The 19,250-nt window shown below is 67.5% G+C and carries 3 protein-coding genes; 2 read left to right on the top strand and 1 reads right to left on the bottom strand.

Annotation, left to right across the window (positions count from 1 at the left end; translation table 11 throughout):
* Positions 1-15 precede the first annotated feature (15 nt).
* Both ABZW16_RS27510 and ABZW16_RS27505 read left to right on the top strand, forming a co-directional pair.
* Positions 16-17,496: a non-ribosomal peptide synthase/polyketide synthase gene (locus ABZW16_RS27510; RefSeq protein ID WP_354958957.1), complete on the top strand. Its 17,481-nt coding sequence runs from the start codon at positions 16-18 to the stop codon at positions 17,494-17,496.
* A 25-nt stretch (positions 17,497-17,521) separates the two neighbouring features.
* Positions 17,522-17,740: an MbtH family protein gene (locus ABZW16_RS27505; protein WP_354958956.1), complete on the top strand. Its 219-nt coding sequence runs from the start codon at positions 17,522-17,524 to the stop codon at positions 17,738-17,740.
* A 54-nt stretch (positions 17,741-17,794) separates the two neighbouring features.
* Here the strand turns inward: ABZW16_RS27505 and ABZW16_RS27500 are convergent, their stop codons facing one another.
* Positions 17,795-19,093: a hypothetical protein gene (locus tag ABZW16_RS27500; protein WP_354958955.1), complete on the bottom strand. Its 1,299-nt coding sequence runs from the start codon at positions 19,091-19,093 to the stop codon at positions 17,795-17,797.
* Between the last annotated feature and the right edge of the window lie 157 nt (positions 19,094-19,250).

The following is a 19,250-nucleotide window of genomic DNA, read 5'->3' as shown; positions in this document are numbered from 1 at the left end:
ACTGCGCGCGGCGAACTGGAGTATTTGGGCCGTACCGATTTCCAGGTGAAGTTGCGTGGTCTGCGTATCGAACTCGGGGAGATCGAGTCGGCGCTCACCGCACAGGACGCGGTGGCGCAGGCAGTCGTGCTGGCCCGAGACGATTACGGCACGGGCGATCAGCTGGTCGCCTATCTGGTGGCAGCTGGTGGAGTCGATACCGATGTCGTCCGAGCCGAGCTGGTGCGGCGGCTGCCCGCCTACATGGTGCCGTCCGCCTTTGTCGTGCTCGACGAATTCCCGGTCACCGTCTCCGGCAAGCTGGACCGAAAAGCCCTGCCCGCACCGGCTTTGGTCGCCACCGAGTTCCACGCACCGACTGGTCCGGCGCAAACCCTGGTTGCCGAGACCTTCACCGCCTTGCTCAATGTGGAGACCGTCGGCGCGGACGACGACTTCTTCGCCCTCGGCGGCAATTCGCTGATCGCCACCCAGCTCGCCGCCCGGCTCACCAGGGCGACCGGCGTGGATGTCCCGGTGCGCACCATTTTCGACGCCCCGACGGTGCGCGAACTGTCCCGTCGGATCACCGTCACCCGCCCGGACGATATCGAAGCCGCGCCACCGGCGGTGCCGCCATTGACCGCCCAGGAGCGCCACGAGCCGATTCCGCTGTCCATCGCCCAGCAGCGCATGTGGTTCCTGAACCGATTCGATACGGCCAGTGGCGGATACAACATTCCGTTCGCGCTGCGCCTGACCGGTGTACTGAATGTGCCAGCGCTGGAACATGCCATTGCCGATGTCATCGCCAAGCACGAGACGCTGCGCACCATCTATCCCGAACACGACGGCGCCGCGACGCAGGTGGTGCTGCCCGCCGGAACCAAGCTGGTGGAACTCGTGGCCCGCTCGGTACCGGCGGCCGAGCTGCCCGGACTCATCGCCACGGTGGCCCAGACCGGATTCGATGTCACGACCGAGGTGCCGCTGCGGGTGCGGCTGCTGCGCATCGACGACGAATCGGCGGCGTCGCAGGACACCCCCGCCAAGCAGGTGCACGTGCTGCTGTTCGTCGTGCACCATATCGCCGCGGACGGTTGGTCGTTCGCACCGCTGACCCGCGATCTGGCCACCGCCTATGTGGCCCGCTGTGCCGGTGTCGCCCCGTCCTCGGGCCCGCTCCCGGTGCAGTACGCGGACTTCGCGATCTGGCAGCGCGCCGCACTCGGCCGGGCCGACGAGCCGGGTTCGCTGCTGGCCCACCAACTGAAGTACTGGACCAAGCGGCTGGCCGGCGTCCCCGAGGTGCTGACCCTGCCAGCGGACCGGCCACGCCCCGCGGTGGCCTCCAACCGCGGCGGCGCCATAACCGGCCGCCTGCACCGCGATCTGCACCAGGGCATCCAGGAGTTGGCGGCCACGCACCGGGTCACCCCGTTCATGGTGCTGCACACCGCACTCGCCGTACTGCTGAGCCGTCTGAGCGCGAGCAATGACATCGTGGTCGGCACACCGGTCGCCGGTCGCGGCGACGAAGCCGTGGACGATCTGGTCGGCATGTTCGTCAATACCTTGGTGCTGCGCACCGAGGTGCGTGCCGAGGCCACGCTCGCCGACCTGCTCGCCACGGTCCGCACGGCCGACCTGGCCGCCTTCGATCATGCCGCCGTACCCTTCGAACAGCTCGTCGATGTGGTGAATCCGGTTCGCTCGCAGGCACATGCGCCGCTGTACCAGGTGGCCCTGACGCTGCAGAACCAGTCCAAACCGGACTTCCAGCTGCACCGATTGACCATTGCCGCACTCGATATCGGTCCCGCGCCGATCCAGCTGGATCTGGACTGGACGCTGACCGACCGCTACGCCGCCGACGGTTCGGCCGACGGCATCGATATCCATGTGCATTACGCGCTCGACCTTTTCGACGAGGACACCGTCAGCGGGTTCCGCTCCGGTTTCGAACGGGTACTGCGCGCGATGGTCCGCGATATGCGCACACCCGTCGGCAATGTCGAGCTGATGTCGGTGGCCGAACGCGGACTGCTGCTCGCGGATCGCAATGCCACCGCCCGGTCGCTGCCGTCGGCGACCCTGGACGATCTGCTGACCGCCCGGGTGGCCGCGACCCCCGACGCCGTCGCGGTGCGTTTCGAGGACACCGCGGTGACCTACGCCGAATTCGAGTCCCGGGTGAACCGCCTTGCTCGGTGGCTGATTTCGGCGGATGTTCGACCGGAGACGATCGTCGGTCTTGCCGCGCTGCGGTCGGTCGACATGCTCGTGGCGGTATACGCGATCGTGCGCGCGGGCGGTGCCTATCTGCCCTTGGATCCGACCCATCCGGCCGACCGGCTCGCACAGGTGATCGACAGTGCCGCACCGGCTCTGGTGCTGGCGGTGGGCGGTGCGGTACTGCCCGAACTCGATGGCGTGCGCGTGGTCGACCTCACCGACCTCGACCTCACCGGCTTCGATGCCAGGACGCTTCCGGAGCGCCGCGCGCCACTGCGCCGGGACAATACGGCCTACGTGCTGTTCACCTCCGGTTCGACCGGCCGCCCCAAGGGGGTCGCGGTCACCCACCGCGCCATTATGAATCAGCTGCGGTGGCTCGAATTCCGCTACGGCGTCACCACGGATGACCGGATTCTGCAGCGGGCTCCGCTCACCTTCGACGTCTCGGTCTGGGAATGCTTCCTGCCGATCGCGGTCGGCGCACCACTGGTGATCGCCCGCCCGAGCGGCCATCTCGACCTGGCCTACTTCGCCGGACTATTGCGCGAGCACGGCATCACCATCGCCGAATATGTGCCGTCGGTACTCGCGGCGCTGATCAGTGAGGGCATGGGGGATGCGCTGGGTTCCTTCCGGCACCTGCACTGCGGCGGTGAGGCGCTCACGCCGGATCTGCTCGCCGCGATTCGCGAACACGTCGGCGGGGCGGTGCACAATGCGTACGGCCCCACCGAGGCGGCGATTTCGGCGGTCTATCACGAATTCACCGATGCCGACGCCGAATCCGGCCGTGATGTCGCCATCGGCCGTCCGTGCTGGAATACCCGCGCCTATGTGCTGGATGCGCGGCTGCGACCGGTGCCGATCGGCGTGACGGGTGAGCTGTATCTCGCGGGCGATCAATTGGCCCGCGGCTATCACGGACGGGCCGGGCTGACCGCCGAGCGGTTCGTGGCCGATCCGTTCGGGGTGCCCGGCAGATTGATGTATCGCACCGGTGATCTGGTGCGCTGGAATCGCGGGGGCGACCTGGTCTATCTGGGCCGCAATGATTTCCAGGTCAAGCTGCGCGGTCAGCGCATCGAACTCGGCGAGATCGAGTCCGCGCTGACCGCCGTGGCGGGCGTGACGAATGCCGCGGTGGTGCTGGTTCAGGACACCTCCGGCTATGACTGTTTGGTCGGTTATGTCACCGGGGCGGAGCTGTCGGCGGAGGCGGTGCTCGCCGAGGTGCGTGACCACCTGCCCGCGTATATGGTGCCCGCGCATCTGGTGGTGCTCGACGAGATGCCGCTCACCACGGTCGGCAAGCTCGATCGCGCCGCCCTGCCCGCCGTCGAAGTATCCAGTACTACAACGGAATTCCGGGCACCCGGCGAAGGCGCCGAATCGGTGCTCGCCGTGCTCATCGCCGATCTCATCGGCGGTGGTGTGCGGATCGGTGCGGATGACGATTTCTTCGCCCGCGGCGGGAATTCGCTGCTGGCCATGCGTCTGGTCGCCCGCGCCAATGCCGCATTCGGGTGCGTATTGACCGTGCGCGAGATCTTCGAGGCTCCGACGGTGGCCGCATTGGCCCTTCGGGTGACCGATTCCGATAGCGCGAACGCCACCCGACCCGCACTTGTGGCCAGGGCGCGCTCGGGCCGCATTCCATTGTCGCTGGCCCAGACTCGGATGTGGCTGCTGAACCGACTCGATCCGGACTCGGCCGTCTACAACATTCCGATCACCATTCGCCTTACCGGCGCACTGGACGAGCGGGCGCTGCACCTGGCGCTGGGTGATGTCGTGACCCGGCACGAGTCGCTGCGCACCGTATTCCCCGATGACGGCGCCGGTCCCGTACAGGTGGTGTTGGCCGAGGGCACCGGGCTGGCGCTGCCGCGCGTCGATATCGCCGAATCCGAACTCGCCGCAGCGGTTGTCGGCGTCGCGGCCGTCGGGTTCGATTTGCGCACACGAATGCCTTTACGCGCCAAGCTATTCCGGGGCGCGCCCGACGACCATGTGCTTGTCGTGGTGGTGCACCACATTGCCGCCGACGGCGTCTCGACGGCCCCGCTGGCCCGGGATCTGATGGTGGCCTATAGCGCCCGCACCGCGGGGGAAGCACCGCTGTGGCGGCCGCTGCCGGTCCAGTACGCGGACTTCACCCTGTGGCAGCACGATGTGCTCGGTTCGGCCGATGATTCGGAATCCGTGCTGGCCCGCCAGATCGCGCATTGGCGCACCGAACTCGACGGACTCGCCCCGGTCCTGGAACTGCCCGCCGATCGGCCGCGTCCGGCGGTCGCATCGGGGCGCGGGGCCGCGGTCGAGTTCGCGATCACCGCCGAGCTGACCGCCGCCATCGCGGAGCTGGCGCACAAGCACGGGGTCTCGTCGTTCATGGTCCTGCACGCCGCCTATGCGACCCTGCTGGCCCGCCTGGCGCGCGTGGACGATGTGGCGATCGGTACCCCGATTGCCGGTCGGGCCGAAGAGGCGCTGGACGATCTCGTCGGCATGTTCGTCAACACCCTGGTGCTGCGCACCGAGGTGGCGGCCGAGACAACCTTCGCCGAACTGCTGGGCCGGGTGCGGGCCACCGATATCCGAGCCTTCGCGCATGCCGATCTGCCATTCGAGCGGCTCGTCGATGAGCTGAATCCGATGCGTTCGCAGGCCCATGCACCGATCGTGCAGACGCTGCTGACCTACGAGCACCGCGACGATACGGTGTTGCGCCTGCCCGGTTTGGAGGTTGCCGCCTACCCGATCGACAACCAGGTCGCGCAATTCGACCTCGCGTTGGAACTCGCCGAGCATGCGGCGGGCGCTGGCACCGCATTGCGCGCGGTCATGCGCTATGCGACGGATCTGTTCGACCGGACGACGGTGGAATCGTTCGCGGCCCGCCTGGTGCGGTTGCTCGAGGCGGTCGTGGTCGATGCCACCGTCCGCGTCGGCGATATCGAACTGCTCGATCGCGCCGAGCGCGCGCTGGTGCTCGACCGGTGGAACGATACGTCGTTCCCGGTAGACGGCACGCAGACCCTGGTATCGCTGTTCGAAGAACAGGTGCTGCGGACACCTGACGCCATCGCGGTGACATTCGAGGGGCGCAGTCCTGCGGCCCCGTCGCCCGACAACCACCGCTCGACGCTGGCCCACTCGTCGCCCGACGACCACCGCTCGACGCTGGCCCACTCGTCGCCCGACGACCACCGCTCGACGCTGGCCCACTCGTCGCCCGACGACCACCCCTCAACGAGTCGCTCCGCGACGCTGACATATGCCGAATTCGCCGATCGGGTGCACCGACTGGCGCGCTGGCTGGTCGGCCAGGGCGTCGGACCGGATGCGATTGTCGCGCTCGGCATGCGGCGTTCGCTGGACCTGGTGGTCGGCATGTACGCGGTGACGGTTGCCGGTGGCGCGTACCTGCCGCTGGATCCCGACCACCCGGCGGACCGCATCGAATACGTACTGGAGACTGCGCGGCCGGTATTGGTACTCACCGCGGGACAAGACCTGGAAGTCGGTGCGGCGCCTCAGGTCCGGATCGATCGACTCGATCTGACCCGATACTCGCCAGCACCGCTGACCACGGTGGATCGGCTCGGTGTGCTGGCGCCGGGGCATGCGGCGTATGTCATCTTCACCTCCGGATCGACGGGACGTCCGAAGGGGGTCGCGGTATCACATGCCGCGATCGTCAATCGGCTGGTCTGGATGCAGGCGCAGTACGGTCTGGGCGCCGAGGACGCGGTATTGCAGAAGACCCCGGCGACCTTCGACGTTTCGGTCTGGGAGTTCTTCTGGCCGTTGCGGGTCGGCGCGCGGCTGGTGCTCGCGCGGCCCGACGGCCATCGTGATCCGGCCTATCTGGCTCGATTGATCGACGATGAGCGGATTACCGTCGCGCATTTCGTACCGTCGATGTTGGCGGTATTCCTCGCCGAACCGAAGGTGCGCGAATGTCGGACGCTGCGTGCGGTATTCGCCTCCGGTGAGGCGCTGCCCGCGGCGATCGCGCAGCGGACCCGGGAACTGATCGGCGCCCGCGTGCACAACCTGTACGGGCCGACCGAGGCCGCGGTCGATGTCAGCTTCCATGAGGTGACCGACGTCGATACGGTGTCGGTGCCGATCGGCAGGCCGGTGTTCAATACCCGGCTGCTGGTGCTGGATGCGCGCATGCGTCCGGTGCCGATCGGCGTCCCCGGCGAGCTGTATCTGGCCGGTGCGCAGTTGGCGCTCGGCTATGTGGCCAGGCCGGAATTGACCGCTGACCGGTTCGTCGCGAATCCGCATGGTGCCGCGGGCGAGCGGATGTATCGCACGGGTGATCTCGTCCGGTGGCATGCCGACGGCGAGCTGGAATACCTGGGCCGCACCGACTTCCAGGTGAAGGTGCGCGGGTTGCGGATCGAGCTCGGCGAGATCGAAGCCGTGCTCACCGCACTGGATGCGGTCGACCAGGCCGTTGTCGTCGTCCGATCCGACGATCGTCTCGGCGATCAGCTGGTGGCGTATCTGGTCGGCGGGTCTGTCGATATCGACGCGGTGCGTGCGGAGCTGGCGGCCGAGCTGCCCGCCTATATGGTGCCTTCGGCCTTCGTCGTGCTGGCTGCCTTCCCGCTCAATGCCTCCGGCAAGCTCGACCGCACCGCCCTGCCCGCACCGGTATTCGAGGTCGCCGCCTACCGGGCACCCGCGACCGAGACCGAGCAGACCATCGCCGAGATCATCGGCGATCTGCTCGGCGTCGAGCGGATCGGCCTCGATGACAACTTCTTCGCCCTCGGCGGCAATTCGCTGCTCGCCACCCAGGTGGCGGCCCGGCTCGGCGCGGCGCTGGATGCCGAAGTCCCGGTGCGGATGCTGTTCGAGGCCCCGAATGTTGCCGGATTGGCCGTGCGCGCCGCACGGCTCACCGGCACCGGTGGCCGTCCGCGACTGACCGCGCGACCGCGTCCCGACCTGATCCCGCTCTCGCCAGCGCAGCAGCGCATGTGGTTCCTCAACCGGTTCGATCCGGGCGAGACGGTGAACAATATTCCGGTCGCCATCCGGCTCAACGGAGATCTCGATACCGGCGCGCTGCAGGCCGCCATCGCCGATGTGATCGCCAGGCATGAAACGCTGCGCACCATTTATCCGGATGTCGACGGCACCGGCCACCAACAGATTCTGGACCGCACACAGGTGCCGGACATCGTTCGACTGGATCCGTCGAATATCGCTGCCGCACTGGTCGATCTGGTCGCGACACCCTTCGACGTGAGCACCGCGGTACCGCTGCGCATCGGCCTGGCCGCGCTGTCGAATCGGGAACACCTGCTCGCCCTGGTGGTGCATCACATTGCGGCGGACGGCTTTTCGATGACACCGCTAGCCCGCGATATCGCCGTCGCATACGCTGCGCGCGCCACCGGCACCGCACCCTGCTGGACCGAGTTGAGTGTGCAGTACGCGGATTACGCACTCTGGCAACGAGAAGTCCTCGGTGCCGAGGACGATCCGGAATCGGTGGCCGCACGGCAACTGCGCTACTGGAAGGACGCGCTCGGCGGGCTGCCCGCACAACTGGATCTGCCATCGGATCGGCCGCGTCCCGCCGTCGCCAGCCATGCCGCCGCGAGCATCACCATCGGGCTCGATGCGGCGGTCCGCGACGGAATTGCCACCGTCGCAACGCAATACGACGCCAGTCCGTTCATGGTGGTGCATGCCGCGCTGGCCGCCGTGCTCGCGCGCCTGTCCGGCACGGCCGATATCGCCGTCGGCGCGCCCATCGCCGGTCGTGGCGCGGCGGCGCTCGATGATCTCGTCGGAATGTTCGTCAACACCCTGGTGCTGCGCACTCGGGTGCCCGGCGCCGACTCCTTCGCATCGGTATTGCGTCGCGTCCGCAATGGTGACCTCGATGCCTTCGCACATGCCGATGTGCCGTTCGAGCGGCTGGTGGAGGTGCTGGATCCACCGCGCTCCGAGGCGCGCCATCCGCTGTTCCAGATCGCGCTGTTCTTCCAGAATCTCGCACCGGTATCGGTGGAGATGGCGGGCGTGACGGTCACCGAGTACGACATCGATTACGAGACGACCCGATTCGATCTGCAGTTGACCGTCACCGATGACGCGCTGCGGTTCACCTACGCCACCGACCTGTTCGACGAGACGACCATCGCGACCTTCGGCGCCCGCTTCACCCGGCTGCTCACCGCGGTGATCGGCGATCCGGAGCAGGTTGTCGGCGATATCGATCTGTTCGAATCCGGTGAGCTGGACCGGGTGGTGACCGCGTGGAACGACTCCGCGCATACCGCATTCGTCGCGGAGATGCTGCTCGACGAGTTCGAGGCGCAGGCCGCCGCGACACCGGAGGACACCGCGTTGGTCTTCGCGGCCGATGACGCGGGCACCGACCACACCATGTCGTACGGCGAATTGGACCGCAGGACCAATCAGCTGGCCCGGCACCTCATTGCGATCGGTGTCGGCCCGGAGTCGCTGGTGGCCTTAGCGATTCGGCGTTCGACGGATCTGGTTGTCGCCATGTACGCGGTGCTCAAGGCGGGTGGTGCGTATGTGCCGGTCGACCCGGATCATCCGGTGCAGCGCATTGCGCACATTATCGATACCGCGGCACCGGCCGTGCTGCTCACCACCGAGCGCGATCGAGCGGATTTCGGCTACACCGGTGCGACGGTGCACGTCGATACCGTCGCACTCGACGGCTACACCGACGATCCGATCGCGGTGCACGAGCGCACCGCGCCGATCCACCCGTGCAACCCGGCCTACGTCATCTTCACCTCCGGTTCCACCGGAAAGCCCAAGGGCGTCAGTGTCTCCCATGCCGCCATCGTCAACCAGATGACGTGGATGCAGTCGGAGTACCGGCTCACCGCCGAGGACGTGTATCTGCAGAAGACGGCGACCACCTTCGATGTCTCGCTCTGGGGCTACTTCCTGCCGCTGCGCATCGGAGCGAGCCTGGTGCTGGCTACCCCGGACGGCCACCGCGATCCCGGCTACCTGAGCGCCGTGATCGGCGAATACGGCATTACCGTCACCGATTTCGTGCCATCGATGTTGAGCGCGTTCGCCGGACATATCGGAACCGCCGGAGTGCGCGTCGATCTCGACACACTGCGGACGGTATTCGTCATCGGTGAGGCGCTGCCCGGCGAGACCGTGCGTGCCTTCGATGCGGTGAGCGACGCCCGTCTGCACAACCTGTACGGCCCGACGGAGGCGGCGGTGAGCATCACCTACCGCGATGTCACCGGCGATATCGACCGTGCCGTCCTGCCGATCGGCAATCCGGAGTGGAACAGCCGGGTGTACGTGTTGGATTCCCGGCTCCGGCCGACCTTGCCGGGTGTGGCAGGGGAGTTGTACCTCGCGGGGACGCAGCTCGCCCGTGGCTATCACGGCAGGCCGGATCTGACCGCGGATCGCTTCGTCGCCAACCCGTTCGGCCCGGCGGGCGAGCGCATGTACCGCACGGGCGACCTGGTGCGCTGGGATACCAGCGGTGTCACCCCGGAACTGGTGTACCTGGGCCGCACCGATTTCCAGGTGAAATTCCGCGGCCAGCGCATCGAACTCGGCGAGATCGAGGCGGTACTCGCCGCAGTGCCCGGTGTTTCACAGGCGGCCGCCCGAGTCGTCGCCACGGATACCGGCGATCAGCTCGTCGGCTATGTCATCGGTACCGCGCCGGATGCGGACGGCCTCCGTGCCGCCGCCTCGTCCGCCGCGGCGGATGCTTTGCCGTCGTACATGATTCCGTCGGCAATCATTGTGCTCGCCGAATTCCCGCTGAATGCCTCCGGCAAGCTGGACCGAAATGCGCTGCCGGAACCGGTATTCGACCGCATTACCTACCGCGCGCCGGTCACTCCGGCCGAGCGACTGGTGGCCGAGGCCTTCGCGACGGTCCTGGCGCGGACACCGATCGGCGCCGACGACAACTTCTTCGACCTGGGCGGCAACTCACTGATCGCAACCCGGGTACTGGCCAGGTTGAGCGAGCGGCTCGGTCGCCGCGTCCCGGTGCGGATGCTGTTCGAGGCACCCACCGTGCACGCGTTCGCCGCCCGACTGGCCGCCGATGCCGACGCACACGAGCAGGTGCTGCCATTGCTCGCCGGACCACGCCCGGAGCTGATTCCGCTGGCGCCGGTGCAGCGCGGCATGTGGTTCCTCAACCGGCTCGATCCGGATTCGGCCGCGCACAATATCCCGGTCGCGGTGCGGCTCGGCGGTGAACTGGACGCGGCCGCGCTGTGTGCCGCATTCGCGGATGTGGTCGCACGTCATGAGGTGCTGCGCACGGTGTATCCGGCCGACGCGGGCGGCACCGGCCACCAGGTGATCCTGCCCGCCGAATCGGCTCCGGTGCGGCTGACGGTCGAGACCCCGGACGGTTCGGTGGACCAGCGGATCGCCGAATTCCTCGCTGCGGGCTTCGATGTCACCGCCGAGGTGCCGGTGCGCGCGGTGCTGCTGCGTGAACATGCGACCAGCCATGTGCTCGTCGCGGTGCTGCACCATATCGCCGCGGACGGCTACTCGATGCAACCGCTGCTGCGAGATCTGTTGTCGGCCTACCTGTCCCGAGTGTTCGGCGGTACTCCCGTCTGGCCGGAACTCGCCGCGCAGTACGCCGATTATGCGCTGTGGCAGACGGCCGAACTGGACGCGGTCGCGGCACCGCAGCTCGCGTACTGGACCGAGGCGCTGCGCGATCTGCCGGAAGAGCTGGCGTTGCCGACCGACCGGCCCCGCCCGGCCATCGCGTCCAAGTGCGGCGGCAATGTGCACGTCCGGATCGGCGGCGGTGTCGGCGCCCGGGTGCACGAACTCGCGTTGCGGCACAACGCGACCCCGTTCATGGTGGTGCATGCCGCGCTGGCCGTACTGCTGGCCCGGCTCTCGGGTTCGGCCGATATCGCCATCGGCACCCCGGTCGCGGGCCGCGGCGCCGCGGCGCTGGACGATCTGGTCGGCATGTTCGTCAATACCCTGGTGCTGCGCACGCATCCGGATCCGGACCGTTCGTTCGCCGATCTGCTCACCGAGACCAGAACGGTCGATCTGGCCGCATTCGCCCATGCCACCGTCCCCTTCGAACGCGTCGCCGACGAACTCGGCATCGAGCGCTCGCAGTCCAGGCATCCACTGTTCACGGTGGCGCTGAGCTATCTGAATACCGGCGCGGAGGCATTCACGCTGCCCGGTCTGGAGCTGGCGGCCGTCGCCTTCGACGAGCCGGTGGCCCGGTTCGATCTGCAGTTCACCGTCGCGGCCGAACTCGATGCCGACGGTCACCTCGCGGTGGAACTCAATTACGCCACCGACCTGTTCGACGCGGCCACCGCCGCTGCGCTGCTGCGCCGATTCGGCCGGGTCCTCGGCACACTCACCGCGGATCCGTCCGCGCCGGTCGGCACGCTCGATGTGCTGGCTCCGGCCGAACGCGCCGAACTGCTCGGCAGACGCGGCGATGCACCGGTCCCGGCGCGCACCCTCGCCGAGCTGATGGCCGAGGCCGTCGCGATGAATCCCGATGCGCTCGCGCTGATTGCGGAGGAGCGGGAACTCAGCTACCGCGCCTTGGACGAGCAGTCGTCCCGACTGGCGCGGATGCTCATCGGGCACGGCATCGGCGCCGAGGATTTCGTCGCCGTGGCGATCCCGCGTTCGGCCGAGTCCATCCTCGCGGTATGGGCGGTGGCCAAAACCGGTGCGGCCTTCGTACCGGTCGATCCCACCTATCCGGCCGACCGGATCGCGCATATGCTGTCCGATTCCGGCGCGACCGTCGGTCTTACCCTGACCGCCTGCCGATCGGCACTGTCGGAGACCGCGGAATGGCTGATTCTGGACGCACCCGGCACGGCGGCGCGCATGCGGCATACGAGTGCGGCTCCGCTCAGCGCGACGGAGCTGACGCGTCCGGTGCGGGTGGGCAATCCCGCCTGGATGATCTACACCTCGGGTTCCACCGGCATACCGAAGGGCGTGCTCGCCACGCACGGCGGACTCGCGGGAGTGGCACGGGCACAACGGGATCGGTACGAGGTCACCGCGACGTCGCGAATCCTGCATGTGGCATCGCCCAGCTTCGACGCGTCCATGCTCGAGCTGCTCCTCGCACTGTCCGCAGGCGCCGCGCTGGTGATCGCGCCCGCCGGTGTCTACGGCGGGGCGGAATTGACCGCGCTGATCCGGGACCAGCGGGTCAGCCATGCGTTCATAACTCCCGCTGTGCTGCAGACATTGGATCCCGGCGAGCTGCCCGAACTGAAGCGGCTGAGCGTCGGCGGCGAGTCCTACGGCCCGGATGTGGTGCAGCGCTGGGGGAGCGGGCGGGCCTTCCACAACGCCTACGGGCCGACCGAAACCACGATCATCACCAATATCAGCGCACCGCTGCGACCGGGCCGGTTCGATATCGGCACCACGGTCCACGGCATGTCCGCGGTGGTGCTCGATACCCGGCTGCAGCCCGTCCCGGACGGGGTGACCGGCGAGTTGTATCTGCGCGGGCCGGGTCTGGCCCGCGGATACCATGCGCGGCCGGGACTTTCGGCGGATCGGTTCGTCGCCGATCCCTACGGCCCGGCGGGTGGGCGGTTGTATCGGACCGGTGATCTGGTGCGCTGGACCGCGACCAGCGCGATCCAGTACGTCGGACGCGCCGACCATCAGGTGAAGGTGCGCGGCCTGCGCATCGAACTCGGTGAGATCGATGCGGTGCTCTCGGCCCATGACACCGTCGAATTCGCGGTGACCATTGGACATACCGATGCCGCTGGCACCGTCTCGCTGGTCGCGTATGTGGTCGCCGCGGCGGGCCGGACGATCGACACCGCCGAGCTCACCGCCTTTGCCGGACGCGCACTCGCCGCGTATATGGTGCCTGCCGCCATCATGGTCCTGGACGAACTCCCGCTGACCCCCGTCGGCAAGTTGGATCGAAAGGCACTGCCGGAGCCGCAGTTCCGTACCGCCGCCTTCCGCGCGCCGCGGACGGCGGCCGAACGGATCGTGGCCGAGGTCTTCGCCGATGTGCTCGGCCTGGACACCGTCGGTGTCGACGACGACTTCTTCGCCGTCGGCGGAAACTCACTGACCGCAACACAATTGGCCGCGCGACTGGGTGCGCGCCGCGACGTGTCGGTCGGCGTGCGGCTGGTCTTCGAGAACCCGACGGTATCGGCCCTGGCCGCCGCCCTCGATACCGCCGCCACCGATCCGGCCGCGGTGCGCGCACGTCCGGCACTGATCCGGCGCACCGGAACCGATCCGGTCCCGCTATCGCTCGCCCAGCAGCGCATGTGGTTCCTGAACCGCCTCGACCGGCAGTCCACCGCCTACAACATTCCGCTCGCGGTGCGGCTCACCGGTGATCTGGATATCGCGGCGCTGAATGCGGCCATTACCGACGTGGTGCAGCGCCACGAGGTGCTGCGCACCGTCTACCCGCAGCGCGAGAGCGGTCCGGTGCAGGTGGTGCTGCCCATGGCGGAGGCGGAAGTACCGGTGCTGGTGCCGATTCCGGTGTCGGTCGACGATATGACCTCGGCGGTGGTGGACTTCGTCGGCGGCGGATTCGATGTCACCGAGGCGGTTCCGGTGCGCGCCCGGCTGTTCCGTCCGGTCGAGGGGCCGACCGACCTCGGTGCGCATGTGCTCGTCGTGGTCGTGCACCACATCGCCGCGGATGGTTCGTCACTGGTCCCGCTGGCCCGTGATGTGATGGTCGCCTATTCCGCACGCAAACAGGGTGGGCAGCCCGGGTGGGCGCCACTGCCGGTGCAGTACGCGGATTACAGCCGCTGGCAACGGGATCTGCTCGGCAGCGAGGACGATCCGGATTCGCTGCTCGCCCAGCAACTCCGGTTCTGGATCGACACCCTGACCGGACTACCCGCGCAACTCACCCTGCCGACCGACCGGCCGCGACCCGCCATCGTCTCCACCCGCGGCCGACATGTCGATTTCACCATCGACGCCGAAATGCAGGCGGCGCTGGCCGATCTGGGGCGCGGCACCGGCGCGACGCTGTTCATGGTGCTGCACGCCGCATTCGCGGTTCTGCTGGCACGCCTGTCCGGAGCCGCCGATATCGCCGTCGGCACTCCGGTCGCGGGCCGGGGCGCGGCCGAACTCGATGATGTGGTCGGCATGTTCGTCAACACTTTGGTGCTGCGCACGCCGGTCGATGCGGGCGCGGGCTTCACCGAACTGCTGGATCTGGTGCGTGCCGCGGACGTAGCCGCCTTCTCGCATGCCGACGTGCCATTCGAGCGGCTGGTGGAGGTGCTGAATCCGGAGCGCTCCACCGCCCGGCACCCACTGTTCCAGGTCGGCTTCTCCTTCCACAACCAGGCCGAGGCCGAGTTCACACTGGACGGACTGACCGCTACCGCAGCCGATTTCGATTCCGAGATATCGCAATTCGATCTGCATCTGGTGGTCACCGACCGCTACGACGCGGCGGGGAATCCGGCGGGGATGGCCGCATCGATCACCTATGCGATCGCACTGTTCGACGAATCGACCGTCGCCGGTTTCGCGGGTCGCCTGCAACGTCTGCTGGCCGCGATCTGTGCCGCACCGCAGGTACCGGTCGGTGATCTCGACCTGCTCGACCCGGCCGAACGCGAACGCATGCTGGTGACCTGGAATCGAAGCGAGTACGCGGTGGCACCGGCCACGCTCATCGCGGCATTCCAGGCGCAGGCCGTGCGGACGCCCGATGCGGTGGCAATCGTCGACGACGGCGCGACGATCACCTACGGTCAGTTCGCCGCCCGGGTGAACCGGCTGGCCCGTGCGCTGATCGGACGCGGTGTCGGCCCGGAATCGCTGGTAGCCCTTGCCATTCCGCGCAGTAACGAGCTGCTGGTCGCGATGTACGCGGTGGTTACCGCTGGTGGTGCGTATGTACCGCTGGATCCCACCCATCCGTTGGACCGGACCGCGAGCGTACTCGCCGCCGCGAATCCGGCGCTGGTGCTGACCTCTGCCGAGCGGCCGATGCTGCCCGGCGGCATGGCGGATCACAATGCGGTGCTGGATATCTCGATCGCCGCCGGTGTTCTCGACAGCAGTCCGGTGCGTGCCGACGAACGGGTGACGCCGCTGACCCCGGCGAATACCGCCTACGTCATCTTCACCTCGGGGTCGACCGGAACGCCGAAGGGCGTGGCGGTCCCGCACGCTGCGGTGGCGCACCAATTGGACTGGCTGCAATCGGAATACACACTCGACGCCGACGACGCCGCCCTGCTGATGACCTCCGCCGCCTTCGATCTGTCGGTATGGGAGTTCTGGCTGGCCTTGCGCACCGGTGCCCGCATTGTGCTGGCACCGCAGGGCGCGCAGCGTGATCCGGCGGGGGTACTGGATCTGATCCGGCGCGCCTCGGTGACCACCGTGACGCTGGTGCCATCGCTATTGGCCATGCTGGCGGAGGTCGGCGACGACCGGCGGTTGCCGAGATCGCTGCGCCGGTTGCTCGTCATCGGTGAGGCATTGCCCGCAGACACCGTCGATCGCATTCGGGCGCTTACTACGGCCCGGATCGATAATCTGTACGGCCCCACCGAGGCCGCGGTCTCGGTGACCCGATTCCGTACCGGCCCGGCCCTTCGACACGCGGTGGTCCCGATCGGCACACCGGAGGCGGGGAACCAGGTCTATGTGCTCGACGACCGGATGCATCCGGTCCCGGCCGGGGTGACCGGTGAGCTGTACCTCGGCGGTGCGCAACTGGCCCGCGGCTATTACGGCCGACCCGACCTGAGCGCGGAACGCTTCGTGGCCGCTCCGTTCGGCGCACCGGGCACGCGAATCTATCGGACCGGCGATATGGTCCGCTGGGGTGCGGACGGCAATCTCGAATATGTGCAGCGCCGCGATTTCCAGGTGAAGGTGCGCGGTTATCGCATCGAACTCGCCGAAATCGAGCACGCGCTGCGTTCCCGTCCGATGGTGTCCGAGGCCATCGTCGTCGCCCATGAAGGTGGCGATAACGCCATGCTCGTAGGGTATTTCACCGCTACCGAGCCGGTCGATCCGACGGCGTTGCGCACCGCGCTGACCGAGGTGCTGCCGAGCTATATGGTGCCAACGGTGCTGATGCGGTTGGCAGCCCTGCCGCTCAATGCGAATGGCAAGGTCGATCGGACCGCGCTGCCCCGGCCCGAGCTGGGCGCCCGGGAATTCCGCGCTCCGGAAACAGAATTGGAGCAGCTGGTCTGCACCGCCTTTGCCGAGGTGCTGGCGGCCGAGCGCATCGATATGGACGACAACTTCTTCGAACGCGGCGGCAATTCGCTGCTCGCCACCCGACTGTCGACCCAACTGAGTTCGGCTCTCGCCGAGCAGATCCCGGTGGTGTGGCTGTTCGCCGCACCGACACCCGCCGATCTCATTACCCAACTCGAACTGCACCGCTCCGGTCGCGGCCGCGTCGACGCACAGGCCGCCTTCGATGTGCTGCTTCCGCTGCGGCCCGGCGGGTCCCGTGAGCCGCTGTTCTGTATCCATCCGGTCGGCGGCGTCGCCTGGTCGTTCGCCGGGCTGGCCGCGCATATCGATCCCGAGCGCGCCATCTACGGCATTCAGTCCCCGGTATTGAATTCCACGGCGGCGCTGCCGGATTCGATCGAGAACTGGGCCGGGCACTATGTCCGCGAGATCCGCGCGGTGCAGCCGGAAGGCCCCTACCACCTGCTGGGCTGGTCGCTCGGCGGTGTGCTCGCGCACGCCGTCGCGAACCAATTGCAGGACCAGGGCCAGCAGGTCGCGATATTGGCCATGATGGACAGTTCACTGCACGTCACGGTGGACGAGACGGCGACGGTCCCGGTGGCCGATCTGCTCGGCGGACTACTCGGCGAACAGGCCGACGAAACCGATACCGAACTCGACCGCACCCAACTCGCCCGCCGCATTGCCGATCTCCCGGAACCGTTCGCCTCCTTCGGCTTCGATCGACTCGGCCGCGTGCTCGATGCGGGTACCCACTCCCTGGAGCTCATCACCCGCTACCGCCCACGGCCCTATAAGGGAAATCTCGTCTATTTCACTGCCGCACTCGACGATCCGACCGGGGCCACCGGCGCGGCCAGCTGGTCCGACGCCATCGACGGCACCGTGCACAACCACGCCGTGCAGGCCTCGCACTGGCGCATGACCTCCGAATCCGCCCTCGCCCGCATCGGCCACGTCCTGACCAATGTCTTGGCGCATGCCGACCGGACCTGAACCCCAACCAGGAAGGCCAATTCCCGTGACCAACCCCTTCGACGACGATAACGCCCAGTTCTACGTCCTGATCAACGATGAGGGCGAGCACTCACTGTGGCCGATCTTCGCCGCCGTCCCCGGCGGCTGGACCATCGCCCACGGCGCGGCCCCCCGCCACTCCTGCCTCGACTACGTCGAATCCCACTGGCTCGACATGCGCCCGAATTCCCTGATCGCCGCAATGCACCGCGAAGCCAACTGAATAGGTGGGGCGCGCCGGTCCCACATCCCCCCTGCCGACCGGTGCGCCCCGCCCTCAAGCTCGGGTGCGCGGGGAGTTGATGATCATTCGTGCTTGTTGGCGCCAGTCGGCGACGGCGCGGCCCTGGAAGGTCGACAGTGCGGAGTCGAACTGTTCGGCGCGCTTGGTGACGGTGAGGCCGACGTAGGTGTGGCCGTTGGTGATCGCGCGGGTGGCCACCGCACAGGCCTCGTCCACCTCGCCGGAGCCGAGCAGGGCGGTGGCGTGTTCGAACCGGACCAGCGCGGGCTCCATGGTCTCGCTGGGGTCGTAGAGTTCGATAGCTCGCGCGGCGGCGCGGGCGGTCTCCGCGGTGCGGCCCAGGCGGGAGTAGCCGATGGCCTGATAGAAGGCCAGCTTCTCCGGGCGGAAGGAAAAGATGCCGATCGAGAGTTGGTCTGCCGGAACATTTTCCAGCGCCTGCTCCGATCTTGCGATACTGCGGGCGAAGCCGTCGAAATTGCCGAGACTGGCGTGTGCGCGGGCCGCCATTCCCCACAGCCAGGCCGCCGCCGGACCGTGGCCCGGATTTTCTTCGAGGCGCGGGCCGAGCAGGTTCAAAACTTCCTTCGGATTATCGCTATAGGTGGGTAAATACGCCAATCCCGCCAGTGCGATGTCCTCGGAATAGCGGTCGCCGATGTCCTGAGCGGCGTGAATTGCGGTGGTGTACCACATTTGCGCCTGACCGAAATGGCCCTCATTGAACAGAATTTCGCCGACGACATTCGCCAGGCGGCCCGCGGTACGGACCAGTCGGATTTGATGGTGCGTGGCCTGGCGTTCCGCGAGACTGCCACGGACCGCGCGGAACTGGTCGAGCGTGAGTTGCAGCAACTCGTGTGGCGGCACCTGCACCACCCGGGCGCCGAGGGCCTGGACGGATTGCTCGAAGAAGCCGAGCCGCCGCTCGCTCATCGACCCGGCGTCCAGGGTCGCGAGCATCTTCTCCGGTTCGCTGGCGACCATATCGGCCGCCTGCCCCGCCAGGCCCGCGCCGATGCAGGCCAGCAGTAATCGCCTTCTCACGTCGTCATCCTCGACTTCCTTGTCGAGCCCGATGTCCCTACCGAGCTGTATCCGATCGAGCGCCGCGCTCGCATCTCCGATATCACGGGTTGTCAGTGCGCCTGGCGCGATCGCGCGTTCGAATCGTGCGATGACCACCGAATCGGCCTCCGATAGCACTCGATCGAGCAAACGTCGGCTTGCGGCATGCATCCGGGTTGTCCGGCCGTTCTCCCACAAGATCACGGTGCGCGGGGTGACGCCCACCAAGCGCGCGAACTCATAGCGACTTCGCTTCATCGCCATGCGAAGAGCGTGTACGTCTTCGCCGGTCCAGTCGACCTCAACCATAGGTCCCGCTTCCTCGTACCAGGCTGATTCAATCGGAAATTACTCGCATTTACCGCATTCGGCTCTGTTATCGATCGAATCGCAACGTGCACGCTGAAGCGGTACCCGGCAC

Source organism: Nocardia sp. NPDC004604, assembly GCF_040609795.1.
Taxonomy (GTDB): Bacteria; Actinomycetota; Actinomycetes; order Mycobacteriales; family Mycobacteriaceae; genus Nocardia.
Note: the sequence above shows the minus strand (reverse complement) of the source record. Positions and strands in the feature narration are given on the sequence as shown.

Bases quoted from the DNA above. Each gene is read 5' to 3' on its own strand.
- ABZW16_RS27500 (WP_354958955.1), bottom strand. From the start codon at position 19,093: ATGGCGATGAAGCGAAGTCGCTATGAGTTCGCGCGCTTGGTGGGCGTC.